This is a genomic window from Campylobacter sp. CNRCH_2013_0898h (genome assembly GCF_025772965.1).
Taxonomy (GTDB): Bacteria; Campylobacterota; Campylobacteria; order Campylobacterales; family Campylobacteraceae; genus Campylobacter_D; species Campylobacter_D lari_D.
In genome coordinates this window covers 125,792-142,952 of sequence record NZ_JAKMTD010000003.1, presented here as the reverse complement: position 1 = coordinate 142,952, position 17,161 = coordinate 125,792, and the positions used below count along the sequence as shown (strand labels likewise).

Sequence of the window (17,161 nt, the reverse complement as noted above, 5' to 3'; positions counted from 1 at the left end):
GAGGATTTAAATGCTAAATAGTGCAGTATATAATGCGTATTCACAAAATCAAACTGGTGTAGAATCCCAAGAAAAACTTATAGAGATGTTATATAGCGGGATTTTACGCTTTGCAAGTAGGATAAAAATAGCTATTCAAAATGGAAATATAGAAGAAAGAGTGTATTATGTAAAAAGAGCTAGTGCTATTTTTATAGAATTGTTAAATTGCCTTGATTATGAAAAAGGTGGGGAAATAGCACACTACTTAAGTGGCCTATACACTAGAGAATTACAACTTCTTTCTTTGGCAAATATAGAAAATAGTGAAGCAAGAGTAGATGAAGTTATCAATGTAGTCAAAGGCTTGTTAGAGGCTTGGAGAGAAGTTCATCAAAAATGAGTGAAAAAAAATGGATAGATGAGTTTAAACTAGCTGTATATACTGAAGATGTGGAAAAAATAGTTAAACTCATAGAAAAACCTGACTTTAAAGATTGTCCCAATGAGGCTTTGGCTCTTACTAATGAGGCAATAGCTTTTATGAAAAAAAAGCAAGATGAAGTAGCAAAAAATTTACAAAAACTCAAAAAAGCATCTGCTTATATAAAATAAAACATGGCGATAAGCCGAGTTCTGTCAAGAGCGATCATTTATCTAGACTTGTTTTTGCAAACAAGTTCAAGCGAAGGGTTATATTATAAGACTAAAACCACCCCTTCTTGCTGCGGATTGGGTTTACATAGCTAGCTTTGTTACCAAAGCTACTGGTAGGCTCTTACTCTACCGTTTCACCTTTTCCATATAATATGGTAGTTTTCTTTCTGTTGCACTTTCCCTTAGGTTACCCTAGCCATCCATTAGATGGAATCCTTGTCTTATTGCAGCTCGGACTTTCCTCTTCAAAAGAAGCGATCGCTTGCCATGTTTAGATAAATTTTATCAAAAAAATCATTTTTATACTAGAGTAAAAATAAGATTTAATGTAATTTTTAATTCATTTTCATATTTTACAAGCTCTAAATTTTTGACTTTTATATAAGGATCTAGTTCTTGCAAAAATTGCATTAAGAAATAAAAATCACCATTAAAACTCAATCTTAAATCATAATAAGTAAAATACTGATCTTGACTTTCATGACTTTGGATTTGTAAAAACCTTACTTTAGTGAGATTTTTTTCTATATTTTTTAAAACACTTTGATAATCTTTATTTTCTTCTAAGGATATTTCATTATCAAAAGATTGCAATTTTTCATCTTTAAAATCAGAAATCAATTCTTGTTTTTGCTTATATTTTGCTTGTAAAATAAATAACTCATCTTTTGATAATTTCATTTGTTTTTCAAAATACTCAAAAATACTCATATAGATTATAAAAAAACCAAATACAAAAGCCATTATCAAAGTCAATATAAATTCGCGTTTAGATAATCTCGTAAAGATATTTTCTAAATTTTCATAAAGATTTTTCAAAAACAAGAGTAATTTTTTCATCGTTAATCTCTTTATTTTTTAACACAAAATGATATTTTTTAAAATCATCATAAAAATCATAATCTTTATTAAGCTTTATGATAAAATCATTATTTTTTATATATAAAGCTTCTATATAACTTTGATGAGAATTTAAGACTTTTAAAAAATTATAAAAATCCTTATAGCAGAGCGTATTTGCATAAAATTTTTGTAACAAATCAACTTTTTGTTTATTTTTTTCTTGTAATTTTTCAACTTCTTGATTTTGTTTTTGATTTATTTTTGCTTGCTCTAAGATATCATCTTGGTTTTTGATTAAATTTTCATATTTTATTTTTTCTTTTTCATAAGATGATTTTTGCGTATATAAATACAAGGGATAAACTAAGGCTAGTAAAATCCCGCATGTAAAAGCTAATAAAATTTTAAAACTAAAAGATTTTAAATGATTTATTTTTGCTTTATTGGCAAAATTAATTTTAACTCGATCACATTTTTTTAATAATTTTTGATAGAAAATATTACTATTAAATTTATCAAAACTGCTAAGATTTTGAGTATCGTCTATGCTTATGATGTTTTTATATGTATTTTTTAATTTTTCATCATATATTTTACTATAAGTATTTAATGGCATAACTTTGCAATTTTGAAATTTACATCCCAAATACTCCACTAAAACTATGTATTTTTTCTTAAATAATAATGCAAGATTTTCACTATTTGTATCATTCCTAAAATACACTTCAAAGAGCAGGGGTTCTGGGATTACATAATCAACATCTAAAATATCTTCATATTTACACAAAAATACATGAGTAAAAGATTTATCTTGAAAATACTTTAGCTCATATGAAAAATCATCTTTAAGACCAAGTTCCTCAAAGCTCTTTTTTAAGATTTCATCTTCACTAATAGGATTTGTAAGTTTTACATATAAAAGTTTTTCATAAGTAAGAAAATCTTTTTTGATGATTTTTTTACTCATCATAAAGGATTTTTTTGAGATTTTGCTCGTTTTTATGCCAATTTTTTTCTAATTGAACGAACAATTTTAGCATTACCTTTTTTTGCGCTAATTTTTCTATTTTCATCCTAGCTTCTTTACCTATACGCTTAATTGTAGTTCCATCTTTACCTAGTATCATTCCTTTATGAGAATTACTATCTGTAATGATGATAGCGTTAATATAATAAATTTGCTCAAGCTCTTTGATTTTTTCTATTTTTACTTCAGTGCTATAAGGAATTTCATCACTTAAATTTTCATATATGGCTTCTAAAATAAAATCTCTATAGATATCCTTTTCATTTGTGGTAGTAATAAACTCAGGATCAAAATAATACGGATGTTCAGGCAAATACTTAATCATCTCATCTAAGAGAATTTTTTTATAAAATTTTTGCTTAGCAGAATAGGGGATAATGGCGCTAAAATGTGAGTTAAACTGAGAATACTCGCTTAATTTTTTAAGTAAGACTTCTTTTTTTACCAAATCAACCTTATTGATTAATACAATATGCGGCGCTTTAGGATTTAAACTTAAAAAATTTTCATAATCTTTAATATCATCATAAATACTAGCTACAAATAAAATCACATCACAATCTACAATGCTTTTAATCGCCAAATCAATCATAAGCTGATTCATAGCTTTAGAGCTTGCATGCAAGCCTGGTGTATCTATAAAAATAAGCTGATGATTCTCATGCATTATAATTGCATTAATCTTTCTTCTTGTAGCATTTTGCTTATGAGAAACCATAGCCACTTTTTCTTCTAATAAAGAATTAAGGATAGAACTTTTTCCCGCATTAGTTCTACCCACTATGCTTATAAAGCCACTTTTCACAAGATATACCTAGCTAAATCTTTATTTTCTATGATATCTCCAAGTTTAACTTGCACTTTAAAATCATCTATTTTATAAACTTTTCCAGCATATTCATCTGCTTCAAAACTAATATCTTCCAAAAGTTTTTCCACCACCGTGTGTAAGCGTCTTGCGCCAATATCTTGCATTTCTTCGTTAGCCTTGCTTGCTATTTTTGCTATTTCTCTAATAGCCTCATCTTCAAAAACAAGCTCTACATTTTCAGTTTTTAAAAGCTCAATGTATTGTGTTAGTAATGAATTTTTAGGTCTTGTTAAAATAGCATATAAAGCATCCTCATCTAGCGAATCAAGCTCAACCCTTAAAGGAAAACGCCCTTGAAGTTCAGGGATTAAATCACTTGGCTTGCTTAAATGAAAAGCACCTGCTGCGATAAATAAAATATGATCAGTTTTTAAAGGTCCAAATTTAGTTTGTATAGTACTACCTTCAACTATAGGAAGCAAATCTCTTTGCACCCCTTCTTTGCTTGGATCTTGGCGGTTTGAATTTGAGCTTGAAACTGCTACTTTATCTATCTCATCGATAAAAATAATCCCTTCATTTTCAGCTCTTCTTAAAGCCTCGCCTTTAATGCTTTCCATATCAAGAATTTTTTCACTTGCTTCTTGAGCTAGAGCTATTCTTGCATCTTTTACTTTCATTTCTTTTTTAACTTTTTTATTACCCACACCAATAACTTTTACTATATCTTGCATAGCACCCATTTCAGGTGGTAAATTTGGATTAGTATCAAACACGCTTTGTGAAATTTCAACTTCTATTGTGCTATCATCTAAATCACCAGCTTTTAATTTCACGCGCATTTTTTCTAAAGAATTTTGATACTCTTCTTGTTTTTCTTCACTAACACCCTTTGGTAAAGGCGGTAAAAGTTTTTCTAAAATTTTATTTTCTATAAATTCATTAATTTTGTCTTTATTTTTTTCTTTTTCTTCGTTTTTTACTAAATTTAAAGCAGCATTAGCTAAATCTCTAACCATGCTTTCTACATCACGTCCAACAAAACCAACTTCGGTATATTTACTTGCTTCAACTTTTAAAAAAGGAAGTCCCATCATCTTAGCAAGGCGTCTTGCAATCTCTGTTTTACCAACCCCAGTTGATCCTATCATTAAAATATTTTTTGGCATGATATCATCTTGAAGTTCGGGACTAAGCTGCATTCTTCTATAACGATTTCTTAAAGCAATTGCTATGATTTTTTTGGCGTTTTTTTGTCCAATTACATAATCATCTAAAAATTTTACAATCTCTTTTGGAGTTAAATTCATTTATCATCCTCAATTACATAAGTTTTAATATTTGTATTAGTATAAATGCAAATTTCACCAGCTATTTGCAAGCTTTCTTTGACTAATTCTTCTTCATCTAAATTTGAATGTTTGGCTAAAGCTCTTGCAGCAGAAAGTGCATAATTACCCCCACTACCAATAGCGGCTATAGCACCATCTTCAGGCTCAACTACATCTCCAGTTCCTGAAAGTAAAAATATATGATCTCTATCTAATACCAACATCATTGCTTCAAGTTTTCTTAGGTATTTATCCTTACGCCATTCTTTTGAAAAATCTATTGCAGCTTTTAATAAATCACCCTTAGAACTAGAAAGTAGTTTTTCAAACATGTCAAAAAGATTAAAAGCATCAGCGGTGCTTCCTGCAAAACCTGCTAATACTTTTCCATTGTTTAATTTTCTAATTTTAACTGCATTGTTTTTTAAAACAGTGTTTCCAAAACTTACTTGTCCATCTCCACCAATTACAGATTTATTTTTACCTTTATAAGCTAAAATTGTAGTTGCGTGAAACATTATTCTCCTTTAACTTCTAGCTTAAATACAGCGTGAATTGCATGGCCTAATTTTGCTGAAATTTCATGCACACCAAGCTCTTTTATAGTATCACATTCTAAGCTTTTTTTATCAAGCTCTATACCTTTTTGATCTTTTAATGCATGTGCGATTTCATCTTTAGTAACCCCACCAAATAAGCTTCCATTAGCTCCTACAGGCTTGGCTATACAAATAGTGATTTTAGATAATTCCTCTTTTAATTTTTCCAAATTTGCAAGTTCAAATCTTAAATTTTCAGCCTTTTTCTTTTGCTCTGCTTCATATTGTTTTAAAACTTCATGCGTAGCAGCTTTAGCAAAACCTTTGGCAATTAAAAAATTTTGTCCATATCCATCTTTTACTTCTTTAACCTCTCCTGCTTTTCCTAAGCTTTTTACATCTTTAATTAATAATACTTTCATTGTTTTCCTTTTTAAAATTTTCTTCCATTTTTACCTGCGATGATAAATCTCAAAGCATTTAATCTTATAAAGCCTGCTGCATCTTTTTGATCATACACAACATCTTCTTCAAAAGTACAATAAGCCTCACTAAATAAACTATCATTCGCACTTTCTCTGCCTATTACCATTACATTGCCTTTATATAATTCAAGTTTAACTTTGCCATTTACATATTTTTGTGACTCATCAATTAAGGCTTGAAGCATTAATCTTTCAGGCGAGAACCAATAGCCATTATAAATTAAACTTGCATATTTTGGCATTAATTCATCTTTTAAATGTGCTGCTTCTCTATCAAGAGTGATACTTTCTATAGCACGGTGTGCTTTTAAAAGTATGCTTCCCCCCGGAGTTTCATAACAACCTCTACTTTTCATACCCACATAGCGATTTTCAACAATATCAAGACGACCTATACCATGTTTTGCACCAAGCTCATTAAGTTTTGCCAAAAGTTGTGCGGGAGACATTTTTTCTCCATTAATAGCACATAAATCGCCTTTACTAAACTCAAGCTCTATCACTTCGCTTTCATTTGGAGTTTCTTTTAAATCTTTCACCCAACGCCACATATCCGCTTCAGGTTTAGCAGCGGGATCTTCAAGTACTAAACCCTCATAAGAAATATGCAATAAATTTGCATCCATAGAATAAGGTGACTTACCTGGCTTTTTAGCTATATCAATACCATGTTTTTGCGCATAAGCTAAAAGTTTTTCACGGCTATTTAAATCCCATTCTCTCCAAGGAGCAATAATGGCTAAATTTGGATTTAGCGCCAAAGCACCTAATTCAAAACGCACTTGATCATTTCCTTTACCTGTTGCTCCATGACTAATAGCATCTGCATTAGTTTTATTTGCTATTTCTACTAAAGCTTTTGCTATCAAAGGTCTTGCTATACTTGTACCTAGTAAATATTCTCCTTCATAAATAGCATTTGCTCTAAACATAGGAAACACATAATCTTTTACAAATTCATCTTTTAAATCTTGAATAAAAATATTTTCTTCTTTTACACCCAAAGAAAGCGCTTTTTTTCTAGCAGGTTCAAGCTCTTCGCCTTGTCCAATATCTGCTGTGAAAGTTACTACTTCACATTTATACTCATCTTGTAGCCATTTTAAAATTATACTTGTATCAAGTCCGCCAGAATATGCTAAAACTACTTTTTTAATATCTTTTTTCATTGTCTTTCCTCTTTGTAAAAAAATGATTGTAAAATTTAACGAATTTAGCTTAATATAATGTAAAATATTTAGACATTTTATAACATTTTCTTGTATTTTTTGATAAAATATTTTTATGAGAATAGATAAATTTTTAAATGTAGTTAATATTACTAAGCGTCGTGCTATTTCAGAAGATATGTGTAAAAGTGGTGTAGTAAGCATAAACAATCAAGTAGTTAAAGCTAGTAAAGAAGTAAAAATTGGCGATGAAATAAGCATTAAATTTATAGAATATACCAATACCTATAAAGTCTTAGATATACCAACAACCAAAAGCATACCAAAAGCTATGCAAGAAAAATATGTGGTAAAAATCCAATGAAAGAAATGATTTTAAGCCAAAATGAGCTTTATAAGCTTTGTGAAATTTTACCTAAAAATGGAGTTATTTTACTTCAAGGGGATTTAGCAAGCGGTAAAACTACTTTAGTGCAAAATTATGCTCAATTTCTTGGAGTAGAAAAAACGCTTAATTCTCCTACATTTTCTATCATGCAAGAGTATGATTTTCAACAAGGTAAAATGTATCATTATGATATTTATCAAGAAGGTTTTGATGGACTTTTAAAAAATGGCTTGATTGAAAATTTTTTTGAAGAAGGTTTGCATTTGGTAGAGTGGGGTGATGAAAAATTAAAAAAATATTTAGATAAATATCAAATTTTTAATATAATTTTACAAATCATTCCTTATGAAAATAAAAGAAAGTATATAATACATGAGTAAGCTAGAAGCTAGAAATTTAGAAAAAATCATTAAAAAAACAAAAATCATACACGATGTTTCGCTAGAAGTGCAAAGTGGAGAAGTTGTAGGACTTTTAGGGCCTAATGGAGCAGGAAAAACTACGAGTTTTTATATGATATGTGGGCTTATTTTACCAACAAGCGGACAGGTGTTTTTAGACTCACAAGATATCACAAAAGAACCGCTTAATAAAAGAGCAAAGCTTGGCATTGGGTATTTGCCTCAAGAAAGTAGTGTTTTTAAAGACTTAAGCGTAGAAGAAAATTTACTTTTAGCCGCCCAAGTAATATATAAGGATAAAAATTTATTAGAACAAAAGATAGAACAAATGCTAGAATTACTTAGCATAGAGCCTATTAGGCACAGAAAAGGTATGAGCTTAAGCGGGGGCGAAAGAAGGCGTTGTGAAATCGCAAGATCACTTATGTGTGATCCTAAATTTTTACTTCTTGATGAACCATTTGCTGGGGTTGATCCTATCGCAGTGAGTGAAATTCAAAGTTTGATTAATGATTTAAAAGCTATGAATATAGGTGTTTTAATCACTGATCATAATGTAAGAGAAACTTTAGCAATTTGCGATAGAGCTTATGTGATTAGAAGCGGAAGGTTGCTAGCTAGTGGTAATGCTAATGAAATTGCGCATAATGAAGATGTTAAAAAATATTATCTTGGAAGTGAGTTTAGACTTGAATAATGCTTAAACAAAAAACCTCTATAACACAAAAAGCAAAACTATCACAAACCTTAAGATCTTGGCTTCCTATATTGCAAGCTAATATTGAAGATCTAAAAGAAAGTTTAGATGAATTTGCTAAAGAAAATCCTTTTATAGAGATCAAAGAAAACTCAAGCATTACAAACAATCAAAACAAGTATTATCAAGAGTATTTTAGTAAAAATACCACCACGCAAATGATTGATGCAAAAAGCTTGGAAGTAAAAAATGTATATGAACTTTTAAGCGAGCAAATCATACCACCATTTTTTCCTACTAAAAAATCCCAAACCATTGCTGAAAAAATCATAGAATGTTTAAATCATGAAGGTTATTTTGAATATGATGAAGAAATTTTAGGTGAATTTGATCCTTTAGAAGTAGAAAAAATCAGACAAAGATTTAAGTATCTTGAGCCTATTGGAGTAGGTGCAAAAGACAATCAAGAAGCTTTTATTTTTGCACTAGAACATTTTGACTTAGATGATGAGCTTTATGAGTTTTGCAAAATGTTAATTTTAAATTTAGAAAATGCAAAAGATTTTATCAAAGATCCTTTGTATAAAAAGGCTATAGCTATAATTAAAAAAATCTCCATTCCACCTTTTTTGGAGTATTTTGAAGAGAGCATGGAAATCATTCCTGATATATTTATTTATCAAGAAAATGGTGAAATTAAAATTAAAATTAATGATGATTATTATCCTGAAATTGCTTTTGAAGCAGATGGTTTAGATCATGAGTTTTTAAGTGCTTATTTAAAAGATGCAAAAAATTTAATCGATGCGCTAGCTATGCGTAAAGCTACCCTTTATAAACTAGGGCTTATGATTATAGAATATCAATATGATTTTTTCATGGGTGGGGACATCAAACCTATGCAGCTTAAAGATTTAGCACAAGATCTTGAAAGAAATGCTTCTACTATTTCAAGGGCAATTGCAAACAAATACTTAAGTTGTGATAGAGGTTTAATACCTTTAAAATCTTTCTTTACCACCGCAGTTGATGATGGCGAAACTTCTAATGCTACAATCAAAGATTTTCTTAGTAATTTAATTAAAAAAGAAAATCCTAAAAAACCTTTGAGTGATTTGAAAATTCTTGAACTCACTCAAAAAGAATTCCCAAGTGTGCAACTAGGGCGTAGGACTATCACTAAATATCGTATGCAACTTGGTATAGGAAGCTCAAGTGAGCGTAAAAAATTATATGAATTGATGTAGGAAAAGATGAATTTAAAAAGTATTTTTGAAAAAACCATAAAACAAAATGTGCGTTTAGTAGCAGCTAGCAAGTATGTTCAAGATGAACAAATTCGAGAGCTTTTTAAGCAAGGTGTTGTAGAGTTTGGAGAAAATCAAGTCCAAGCTTTAGCTTTAAAAAAAGAAAAACTTCAAGATTTAGAAATCAAATGGCATTTTATAGGCAATCTTCAAAGTAACAAAATCAATCTTTTAATCAAACAAAACCCATTACTTTGGCAATCTTGCAATGGCTTAAAAATCGCCAAAGCCGTAGATAAAAGACTTGATTATAAATTAGATACTTTATTAGAAATTAATACTGCCAATGAAAGTTCTAAAAGTGGTATAGAGCAAAATAAGGCCATAGAAGAGTATTTACAAATACAAGAAGAGTGTAAAAATTTAAACCTTACAGGCATTATGTGTATAGGCTCTATGGATGAGGAAAAAGTTCAAGAAAGCTTTGAGCAAACTTTTAAAATCTATGAAATTTTACAAAAACACGGGGCAAAAATTTGCTCCATGGGTATGAGTGGGGATTTTGAACTAGCTATAAAATGTGGTTCAAATATGGTGCGTTTGGGGAGTATTTTATTTAAATAAACCCCATTTGTTTTGCTTTTTCTATCATAAAATCTGCGCCATTTTCGCTTTTTAATCCTTGCAAGGCTAAAGATTTTTCTTCTAATGAGAAATTTTCTACTAAATTTAAAAATTGATGTTTTTCTTCTTGGGTTAAAATTTCACATAAATTACGCTCTTTTAAATACAAAGCATTAAAATATTGATGATTTTTAGCCGCATATGGATAAGGAATAAAAATACAAGGAAGTAAATTTGCACTAAGCTCAAAAAGACTACTTGCACCTGATCTTGATATAGCTAAATCTGCTTTAGAAATTTTATCTATAATGTTTTTATCAAAATCAAAAAGCTCTACTTTGACATTTAAATTCTCATAAGCTTTTTTACATCTTTCATAATCATTCTTACCACATTGATGAATGATATTTATACCTTTTTCTTTAAAGTATAAAGCATTTTCTAAAGCAAGGTCATTAATAAATTTAGCCCCTTGAGAGCCACCAAGAAAAATAATATTTTTTAATTCTTTTCTCACTCTTGCTTTTTGAGAAAAAATCTCGCTAATAGGATAAGGACAAAAGAAAGTATTTGCTTTGTTAATTTGATCATCAAAAGCAGTAAAAAAAGCTTTAGAAAAAGGTTTCAAAAGTAAATTTAAACTTCCCATTTTTGAATTTTGCTCATGGATTAAAAGTGGGATATTTGCCATTAAAGCACCAAAAGCGCCTGGAGCACTGCTATATCCACCCACGCTAAAAACTGCTTTAATATTATGTTCTTTTAAATTTTGTTTTGTTTTTCTTGCAAGTTTTAAAATATGCAAAAATGATTGAACTTTAGCTAAGCCTTTTTTATTAACAACACCTTGAGAGCTTAGAAAATATTTTTTATAAAAACCATTTTCATTTTCAAACCAAAGTCTATCTTGGCCATTTTCACTTCCTATGTAAATACATTCTATGCCTTGTTTTCTTGCACTTTGCAATAAACATCTAGCTATAGCCAAATGCCCTCCCGTGCCTCCACCTGTAATTGCTATCATTTGTCCTCTTTATTTAGTTTTTCTTCTAAAAATTTAATTCTTTCCTCTAGTTTTTGAATTCTCTCTTTTTGGCTTATTTGAAATTCTTTAATATAAGCAGGTATACCAATAGCTGTTAAATTTGGCTCAACATCTTTTAATACAACTGCATTTGAACCTATTTTTGCATTTTTACCTATGGTAATATTACCTAAAATTTTAGCTCCAGAGCCTATGATCACACCATCTTCTATAGTAGGATGTCTTTTGGTATTTTTATCTAAACTTGTGCCACCTAAGGTTACTCCTTGATAGATAATCACATCATTACCAATTATAGCTGTTTCACCTACTACCACACCTATTGCATGATCTATGAATATCCTTCTACCTAGCGTAGCTCCAGGATGCAAATCAACCCCTGTTAAAAACTGAGAAATTCCACTAATCATTCTTGCTATGCGTTTATAATTTTTGATATAAAAAAAATGCGCAAAACGATAATTTACCACAGCCCAAACACCAGGATAGTTAAAAACTAATTCCACCCAAGATCTATATGCAGGATCTTTTTGCTTTGGCATAGAAAAATCTTCTTTGATTAGTTTAAAAATACTCATTTAGAACCTATACTTTTTAAGTATCCATTATCATTTAAAAATAAATAAATTTCACCCAAAATATGTTTTTTTTGACTTTCATTTACAAGTTTTGAAGCATAAATTTTTTCATTAATATTGTCCATAATTGCATGCACATCATAATCAAGATCTTCTAAGGTATCTAAAATAGATTGAGCCTCTAGCACGCTTTCTACTTCAAAACCCTTTTCATTAATACTTATACAAGCTTCGGTTGGATGTGTAAAAAGATTATGCTTCATACCAAGCACTTCTTGATAAGCTCCCACTAGGAAAAATCCTAAAAAATAATCTTCAGCTTCTACATCAATATCATGTAAAAACAAAGGATTATCTTTGGAATAAGAAATTTCTCCATCGCTATCACAAGTTATATCCCATATACTTGCACTTCTAGTTGGCTTTTTATTGAGTCTATCAAGTGGCATGATAGGGAAATTTTGCTCTAAACCCCAAAAATCAGGCAAAGACTGAAATACTGAAAAATTCACTAAATATTTTTCTTGCACTTCATTTTGCAAACTCGATAAATCAGCTTGATCACCCACCAAAGAAATGGCTTTTCTCATAATCAAATGCACTAAAATTTCACTATTAGAGCGATCTTGTAAATCCACATAACCCAAATCAAACAAGGTTAAAATACTCTCCATATGATCAATGCTATCATGTAAATACTCAAGCGCATTAGAAGCTTTAATGTTTTTATACAAATCATAAAGTTCATCAATAAGTTTTGGGTTTTTATCTTTTAATAAAAGCTTGCTTTCTGTGTATTCTTGAGAAAAAAGCTCTAAAACAGGCGCTACTAAAACAGCATGATTAGCTGCTACAAAACGCCCACTTTCTATAAAAATATCAGGCTCTAAATCTTTTTTTTGTTCTGCAATACCTTTTAAAATAAACACAACATCGTTTGCATACTCACTTAAGGTGTAATTTCTGCTTGTTTCGTTTTTAAACTGAGAGTATTCTACCGCTAAACCTCCACCAAGATTAATAGCTTTTAAATTTTTTGCCCCCATTTTTCTAAGCTCAGTGTAGATATTACCCGCTTCATTTAGAGCTTTTTTCAAAGGATGAATTTCAGTAATTTGTGAGCCTAAATGAAAATGTATCATAGTAAATTGCTCTAAAAGTTTATTAGCTTTTAAAAGATTTACCGCTTCAATAAGCTCAGTGGATGTTAAACCAAATTTTGAATTTATACCACCACTTTTTGCCCAAATTCCTACTCCAGCTGAATGCAAACGCACCCTTAAACCTATATTTGGCTTTGGCTTAAAACGATTTTTAGCAATTTCAATCATCGCTTCAAGCTCATTAAGTCCTTCCATAGTTAAAGTGATATTATGACCCATTTCACACGCTATAAAGCCCATATTTATGAGTTCTTTATCTTTAAAACCATTAACTGTTATAGGAGCACTTTCATTATTATAAGCCATAGCTAGTAAAAGCTCAGCCTTACTTCCTGCCTCTAAGCCATAGTTGTATTCTTTGCCTAGATTGACTAAATTTTTTACAAAACCTGGATATTGATTGACTTTTAAAGGATATACAGCGTTAAAAGAACCTTTATAGTTAAATTCTTTTTTTGCTTTAGCAAATTTATTATAAATTTGCTCAATTTGCTTATGGATTAAATGAGGAAAACGAAGCAACAATGGCCCTTTATAACCATCGTCACGCAAAGTATTTACTATATCTATAATGGCAGGTTTTTTACCATGATTTACACATACTTTGCCATTTTCAATGATAAAATTATTTGCACCCCAAATATTAATACCATAATCAATCATAACTCATTCTCCAAATTTACTAATTTTATATTTTTAGTATCTTTATTTTCTAAATTTTTATAAAAAATCTCTTCTTTTTGCATTTCATCTTCGCCTATACACAAAAAGATTTCAGCATTAGCATTATCTGCTTGGTTTAAATGCTTTGCAAGTTTTTTTGCTTCATAGCTTAAATATACTTTATGTTTTTTTCTTAAAGTATTTGCTAGTTTAAAAATAGTATCTATATAAGCTTCATCCATGGCACAAAGATAAATTCCTTCTCTTGATTTTACGCTTTGTTTTTGCTCTAAAATAGCCATAATCCTTTCTATACCCATAGCAAAACCCACGCCATAGCCACTTTTACCATCTAAATATTCAATCAATCTATCATATCTTCCACCACCTGCCACAGCAGCCTTTGCTCCGATTTCATCACTAACAAACTCAAATGCACTTTTAGAATAATAATCAAGCCCACGCACTAATTTTTCATCACATTCAAATTCAACATTGTTTTCTTTTAAAAGTTTTTGTAATTTTTCATAATCTTTCTTACAACATGAGCATAAATTTTCACTTAGTTTTGGTGCATTTTCGATTAAACTTTGACAATGATCATTTTTGCAATCAAGCACTCTAATAGGATTTAAGTCTTTTCTTCTTAAGCAATCTTCGCAAAAACCTTCTTTAGAATTTAAAAAAGCTATGAGTTTTTCTTTATATACCCCCATACATTCTTTACAGCCTAAAGAATTAATCTTCAAACTTGTGTGAATTTCTAAGTGTTTAAAAATTTCATTTAGCATTAAAATAATACTCGCATCCTCATATACACTTGCCACACCAAAGCTTTCTACTCCAAATTGATGAAATTCACGCAATCTTCCTTTTTGTGGCCTTTCATAGCGAAACATAGAGCCATGGTAAAACCATCTTTTAACACTTTGAGCCTTGTCCATTTTAGCTTCTATGTATGATCTTACCACCCCAGCTGTCCCTTCAGGCCTTAAACACACTTCATTGCCTGCTTTATCAACAAATTCATACATTTCTTTGCCAACTATATCAGAGCTTTCTCCAACACTTCTTTTAAAAAGCTTAGTAAGTTCTAAATGCGGACAATTAATAAAAGTAAAACCATAGTTTTTAGCTACTTCTTCACAAGTTTTTACCACTTTTTCATAAAGAGTAGCTTGATCATCTTGTAAATCTTTCATTCCTTTTAAAGCATTAATCATCTATAAATTCCTTAATTTTTTCATGTAAAATTTCAATACTCAAAGAAGCATCTAATTTTAAAATTTTTATATCTATCTTAGTTTTTAAAAACTCTAAAGTTTCTTCTAGGGCATTTTGTATATTTAAAAAATATTCAACCCCTCTTTTTTCAATACTATCTAGATCTTTTTTAGAAAGTCTTTGTTCAATAAGCTCTTTAGAGCCATGCAAAAACACAACCTTTTGTGGAAAAAGTCCACCTGTGGCGAAAGAATTTAACTCAAATAAAATATTTTGATCAAAATCACATCTTGCATAAGCCATATTAGAAATAAAACTACGATCTGAAATGATAAGTTTGTTTTTATTTTGTGCTAAATGCATGTCGATTAAATTTGCTCTATCTGCTAAAAAAAGCAAAAGCTCAGCTTTTTTAGAAAAATGTATTTTGCTTTCTAATAAAATTTTTCTCAAATGCACTCCAAGCTCACTTCCACCTGGTTCTTTAGTAAAAAATGCATTATGAAAATATTTTTTTAAAAGTTCTATCTGTGTGCTTTTACCCACACAATCAACCCCTTCAAAAGCTATATACAATCTCTCTCCTTTAATAAAGATATAATTTCTTTTGGCACAAGCTTGCTCACATCGCCATTATGAGCACAAATTGATCTTACTATGGAGCTTGAAATAAAAGAATTTTTTAAATTTGGCATAAGATATATAGTTTCAAAATCTTCCCAAAGCATGTGATTTGCATAGCCAAGTTGTAATTCATACTCAAAATCACTCACCGCTCTTAAGCCTCTTATAATGATATTTATTTGCAAATTTTTAGCAAGATCTACTAGTAAGTTATCAAAAGTTGTAATTTTAACATTTTTTAAGTCTTTTGTAGCAATTTTTACCATTTTTTCTCTATGCTCTAGACTAAACATAGGCTTTTTGCTTTCACTTTTAGCTATAGCAACTACCACCTCTTCAAACATCTTGCTAGCTCTAATGATAACATCTAAATGTCCATTAGTGATAGGATCAAATGTTCCTGGATACACACAACTAGCCATCATTGCCACCTTTGGTATAAATTATGCTCGATATTTGCTAAATCAAGCCATTTTCCTATGATAAATTCATATAATTTTTCTAAATTATCAATCTTAGCATAACTTGCCATTACAGGAGGAGAGATGATAACTCCATAGCTAGAAAGTTTAGCCATTTGTTCTAAATTTAAAGTAGAATAGGGCATTTCTCTTACTCCAAGTATGAGCTTTTTGCGTTCTTTTAAAGCCACTCCTGCAGCTCTTGTAAGTAAAGTATCATTTATACCGCAAGCAATTTTTGCTAAAGTATTAATCGAGCAAGGTGTGATAAAAGTCGTTTCTATGCCAAAAGATCCGCTTGCTACGCATTGACTAATGTCTTCATTATCTAAAAAATTTACATGCTCAAGCTCAAATTTATCTTTTATGTGTTGCAAAAAGTCTATATTTTGCAAAAGGAAATTTTCTTTTATAAAGCTTATTTTTGCATTTTTACTCACAATAGCATAAATTTGTCCTTTTTCTTTTAAATGTTTTAATAATAAAAAGCCAAGCTCGCAAGAACTAGCTCCGCTAATACCTACTAAAATTTTTCTCATTTTAGCTCCACATAATTTTTACTAATAACTTTACCATGCACGACTTTTCCATCTTTATTTTTAAGGCGAATTCTTTGGTTTAAATTCCCACTTTGCAAGGCTTTTAATTCTATCATCATGCTTAAATCCCCATCTTTGATAATACCATAAACAGAATCATTTCTTTGTATAAGGGTTTTGGTTTTAAACATATTATATTTTAAAATCATATTTTCTCTTATATTGCTTTTGGCTATTAAATTTGCGATTTCATCTTTTTTTAATACACCTTGGGGAGCTTTATCAAAAGGAATTTTTAAAATTTTAAAACTAGCAGGACTTAAATTTTCATTACGCGCAATAGGACGCGTGGTTTGTAAAACTTCTAATTTTGCCTTTAAAAAATACTTAAAAAATATATTTTTTTTAAACTGCTCTGGAGTTTTAAATTCAGCCTTTATAAAGCCATCGGCTCTATCAAAATTATGATTACCTAGCTTTAAAAAAATATATTGATTAAAATCAGCAGGCAAACTGGATTGAGTGTTAAGTTCTAAAGAAATGATTTCTAACTGCGGATAATTTATTTTAAATTCTTTAATCAAAGCTAATTTTACTTCATCAAAATTCGAAGCAAAACTTAAAGTATAGAAAAATAAAACTAGAATGATTTGTTTAAAAAACAAT

General features: G+C 29.8%; 22 protein-coding genes and 1 other RNA gene. 7 read left to right on the top strand and 16 right to left on the bottom strand.

Annotation, left to right across the window (positions count from 1 at the left end):
* Positions 1-10 precede the first annotated feature (10 nt).
* Both fliS and L8X50_RS02710 read left to right on the top strand, forming a co-directional pair.
* Positions 11-382 (top strand): flagellar export chaperone FliS, encoded by a 372-nt coding sequence (gene fliS / locus L8X50_RS02715; protein ID WP_133318893.1) that lies wholly within the window; start codon positions 11-13, stop codon positions 380-382.
* On the top strand, positions 379-594 hold the full coding sequence (locus L8X50_RS02710) for a hypothetical protein (RefSeq protein WP_263659841.1): 216 nt from the start codon (positions 379-381) through the stop codon (positions 592-594). Before fliS ends, L8X50_RS02710 begins: the two co-directional genes overlap by 4 nt.
* Here L8X50_RS02710 and rnpB read toward each other — a convergent pair.
* The 8 genes from rnpB to L8X50_RS02670 form a co-directional block, all read right to left on the bottom strand.
* Positions 589-910, bottom strand: an RNA gene (gene rnpB, locus L8X50_RS02705) — RNase P RNA component class A. The two genes, L8X50_RS02710 and rnpB, sit on opposite strands and share 6 nt — an antisense overlap.
* 26 nt (positions 911-936) lie before the next feature.
* On the bottom strand, positions 937-1,476 hold the full coding sequence (locus tag L8X50_RS02700; protein WP_263659840.1) for a hypothetical protein: 540 nt from the start codon (positions 1,474-1,476) through the stop codon (positions 937-939).
* Positions 1,439-2,449, bottom strand: a complete 1,011-nt coding sequence (locus L8X50_RS02695; RefSeq protein WP_263660340.1) for a hypothetical protein — start codon at positions 2,447-2,449, stop codon at positions 1,439-1,441. The genes L8X50_RS02700 and L8X50_RS02695 overlap by 38 nt, the downstream gene beginning before the upstream one ends.
* Complete coding sequence (era, locus tag L8X50_RS02690) at positions 2,439-3,311, bottom strand: GTPase Era (RefSeq protein WP_263660339.1); 873 nt, start codon at positions 3,309-3,311, stop codon at positions 2,439-2,441. Before era ends, L8X50_RS02695 begins: the two co-directional genes overlap by 11 nt.
* Positions 3,308-4,627, bottom strand: coding sequence for an ATP-dependent protease ATPase subunit HslU (hslU, locus tag L8X50_RS02685; RefSeq protein ID WP_263660338.1), 1,320 nt, complete (start codon positions 4,625-4,627; stop codon positions 3,308-3,310). Before hslU ends, era begins: the two co-directional genes overlap by 4 nt.
* The gene (gene hslV, locus L8X50_RS02680; RefSeq protein ID WP_133318899.1) at positions 4,624-5,166 is read right to left on the bottom strand and encodes an ATP-dependent protease subunit HslV; all 543 of its coding nucleotides are present in this window, start codon (positions 5,164-5,166) and stop codon (positions 4,624-4,626) included. Before hslV ends, hslU begins: the two co-directional genes overlap by 4 nt.
* Positions 5,166-5,609, bottom strand: a complete 444-nt coding sequence (gene rplI / locus L8X50_RS02675) for a 50S ribosomal protein L9 (RefSeq protein ID WP_039618280.1) — start codon at positions 5,607-5,609, stop codon at positions 5,166-5,168. The genes hslV and rplI overlap by 1 nt, the downstream gene beginning before the upstream one ends.
* Before the next feature lie 11 nt (positions 5,610-5,620).
* Positions 5,621-6,841 (bottom strand): argininosuccinate synthase, encoded by a 1,221-nt coding sequence (locus L8X50_RS02670; protein WP_220566376.1) that lies wholly within the window; start codon positions 6,839-6,841, stop codon positions 5,621-5,623.
* 115 nt (positions 6,842-6,956) lie between these two features.
* On the opposite strand from L8X50_RS02670, the gene L8X50_RS02665 reads away from it, so the two are divergent.
* From L8X50_RS02665 to L8X50_RS02645, 5 genes are read left to right on the top strand one after another with little or no spacing between them, the layout of a single operon-like run.
* Complete coding sequence (locus tag L8X50_RS02665; RefSeq protein ID WP_066007995.1) at positions 6,957-7,205, top strand: RNA-binding S4 domain-containing protein; 249 nt, start codon at positions 6,957-6,959, stop codon at positions 7,203-7,205.
* Entirely contained in the window at positions 7,202-7,609 is a 408-nt protein-coding gene (gene tsaE, locus L8X50_RS02660; protein ID WP_133318901.1) for a tRNA (adenosine(37)-N6)-threonylcarbamoyltransferase complex ATPase subunit type 1 TsaE, read from the top strand. Before L8X50_RS02665 ends, tsaE begins: the two co-directional genes overlap by 4 nt.
* The gene (gene lptB, locus L8X50_RS02655) at positions 7,602-8,327 is read left to right on the top strand and encodes an LPS export ABC transporter ATP-binding protein (RefSeq protein WP_039618272.1); all 726 of its coding nucleotides are present in this window, start codon (positions 7,602-7,604) and stop codon (positions 8,325-8,327) included. The genes tsaE and lptB overlap by 8 nt, the downstream gene beginning before the upstream one ends.
* Positions 8,327-9,574, top strand: coding sequence for an RNA polymerase factor sigma-54 (locus L8X50_RS02650; RefSeq protein WP_133318902.1), 1,248 nt, complete (start codon positions 8,327-8,329; stop codon positions 9,572-9,574). Before lptB ends, L8X50_RS02650 begins: the two co-directional genes overlap by 1 nt.
* A 6-nt stretch (positions 9,575-9,580) precedes the next feature.
* On the top strand, positions 9,581-10,198 hold the full coding sequence (locus L8X50_RS02645; RefSeq protein WP_263660337.1) for a YggS family pyridoxal phosphate-dependent enzyme: 618 nt from the start codon (positions 9,581-9,583) through the stop codon (positions 10,196-10,198).
* On the opposite strand, the gene L8X50_RS02640 is transcribed toward L8X50_RS02645, so the two are convergent.
* The 8 genes from L8X50_RS02640 to flgA are packed head-to-tail and all read right to left on the bottom strand — an operon-like array spanning position 10,191 to position 17,160.
* Entirely contained in the window at positions 10,191-11,222 is a 1,032-nt protein-coding gene (locus L8X50_RS02640) for a UDP-N-acetylglucosamine--N-acetylmuramyl-(pentapeptide) pyrophosphoryl-undecaprenol N-acetylglucosamine transferase (RefSeq protein WP_263660336.1), read from the bottom strand. The genes L8X50_RS02645 and L8X50_RS02640 overlap by 8 nt on opposite strands.
* Positions 11,219-11,821 (bottom strand): serine O-acetyltransferase, encoded by a 603-nt coding sequence (cysE, locus tag L8X50_RS02635; RefSeq protein ID WP_263660335.1) that lies wholly within the window; start codon positions 11,819-11,821, stop codon positions 11,219-11,221. Before cysE ends, L8X50_RS02640 begins: the two co-directional genes overlap by 4 nt.
* A complete protein-coding gene (speA, locus tag L8X50_RS02630) occupies positions 11,818-13,647 on the bottom strand; it encodes a biosynthetic arginine decarboxylase (protein WP_263660334.1) in 1,830 nt (609 codons plus the stop codon). Before speA ends, cysE begins: the two co-directional genes overlap by 4 nt.
* Positions 13,644-14,870: a histidine--tRNA ligase gene (hisS, locus tag L8X50_RS02625; protein ID WP_263660333.1), complete on the bottom strand. Its 1,227-nt coding sequence runs from the start codon at positions 14,868-14,870 to the stop codon at positions 13,644-13,646. The genes speA and hisS overlap by 4 nt, the downstream gene beginning before the upstream one ends.
* Positions 14,863-15,447, bottom strand: coding sequence for a dTMP kinase (tmk, locus tag L8X50_RS02620; RefSeq protein WP_263660332.1), 585 nt, complete (start codon positions 15,445-15,447; stop codon positions 14,863-14,865). Before tmk ends, hisS begins: the two co-directional genes overlap by 8 nt.
* Positions 15,438-15,920, bottom strand: coding sequence for a pantetheine-phosphate adenylyltransferase (coaD, locus tag L8X50_RS02615; protein WP_263660331.1), 483 nt, complete (start codon positions 15,918-15,920; stop codon positions 15,438-15,440). Before coaD ends, tmk begins: the two co-directional genes overlap by 10 nt.
* The gene (locus L8X50_RS02610) at positions 15,917-16,495 is read right to left on the bottom strand and encodes a UbiX family flavin prenyltransferase (RefSeq protein ID WP_263660330.1); all 579 of its coding nucleotides are present in this window, start codon (positions 16,493-16,495) and stop codon (positions 15,917-15,919) included. The genes coaD and L8X50_RS02610 overlap by 4 nt, the downstream gene beginning before the upstream one ends.
* On the bottom strand, positions 16,492-17,160 hold the full coding sequence (flgA, locus tag L8X50_RS02605; RefSeq protein ID WP_263660329.1) for a flagellar basal body P-ring formation chaperone FlgA: 669 nt from the start codon (positions 17,158-17,160) through the stop codon (positions 16,492-16,494). The genes L8X50_RS02610 and flgA overlap by 4 nt, the downstream gene beginning before the upstream one ends.
* Position 17,161 lies beyond the last annotated feature (1 nt).

Bases quoted from the DNA above. Each gene is read 5' to 3' on its own strand.
- tsaE (WP_133318901.1), top strand. From the start codon at position 7,202: ATGAAAGAAATGATTTTAAGCCAAAATGAGCTTTATAAGCTTTGTGAA.
- hisS (WP_263660333.1), bottom strand. From the start codon at position 14,870: ATGATTAATGCTTTAAAAGGAATGAAAGATTTACAAGATGATCAAGCT.
- cysE (WP_263660335.1), bottom strand. From the start codon at position 11,821: ATGAGTATTTTTAAACTAATCAAAGAAGATTTTTCTATGCCAAAGCAA.
- hslV (WP_133318899.1), bottom strand. From the start codon at position 5,166: ATGTTTCACGCAACTACAATTTTAGCTTATAAAGGTAAAAATAAATCT.
- lptB (WP_039618272.1), top strand. From the start codon at position 7,602: ATGAGTAAGCTAGAAGCTAGAAATTTAGAAAAAATCATTAAAAAAACA.
- L8X50_RS02700 (WP_263659840.1), bottom strand. From the start codon at position 1,476: ATGAAAAAATTACTCTTGTTTTTGAAAAATCTTTATGAAAATTTAGAA.
- L8X50_RS02695 (WP_263660340.1), bottom strand. From the start codon at position 2,449: ATGATGAGTAAAAAAATCATCAAAAAAGATTTTCTTACTTATGAAAAA.
- L8X50_RS02645 (WP_263660337.1), top strand. From the start codon at position 9,581: ATGAATTTAAAAAGTATTTTTGAAAAAACCATAAAACAAAATGTGCGT.
- fliS (WP_133318893.1), top strand. From the start codon at position 11: ATGCTAAATAGTGCAGTATATAATGCGTATTCACAAAATCAAACTGGT.
- L8X50_RS02665 (WP_066007995.1), top strand. From the start codon at position 6,957: ATGAGAATAGATAAATTTTTAAATGTAGTTAATATTACTAAGCGTCGT.
- hslU (WP_263660338.1), bottom strand. From the start codon at position 4,627: ATGAATTTAACTCCAAAAGAGATTGTAAAATTTTTAGATGATTATGTA.
- L8X50_RS02650 (WP_133318902.1), top strand. From the start codon at position 8,327: ATGCTTAAACAAAAAACCTCTATAACACAAAAAGCAAAACTATCACAA.
- L8X50_RS02610 (WP_263660330.1), bottom strand. From the start codon at position 16,495: ATGAGAAAAATTTTAGTAGGTATTAGCGGAGCTAGTTCTTGCGAGCTT.
- speA (WP_263660334.1), bottom strand. From the start codon at position 13,647: ATGATTGATTATGGTATTAATATTTGGGGTGCAAATAATTTTATCATT.
- coaD (WP_263660331.1), bottom strand. From the start codon at position 15,920: ATGATGGCTAGTTGTGTGTATCCAGGAACATTTGATCCTATCACTAAT.
- L8X50_RS02710 (WP_263659841.1), top strand. From the start codon at position 379: ATGAGTGAAAAAAAATGGATAGATGAGTTTAAACTAGCTGTATATACT.
- L8X50_RS02670 (WP_220566376.1), bottom strand. From the start codon at position 6,841: ATGAAAAAAGATATTAAAAAAGTAGTTTTAGCATATTCTGGCGGACTT.
- rplI (WP_039618280.1), bottom strand. From the start codon at position 5,609: ATGAAAGTATTATTAATTAAAGATGTAAAAAGCTTAGGAAAAGCAGGA.
- L8X50_RS02640 (WP_263660336.1), bottom strand. From the start codon at position 11,222: ATGATAGCAATTACAGGTGGAGGCACGGGAGGGCATTTGGCTATAGCT.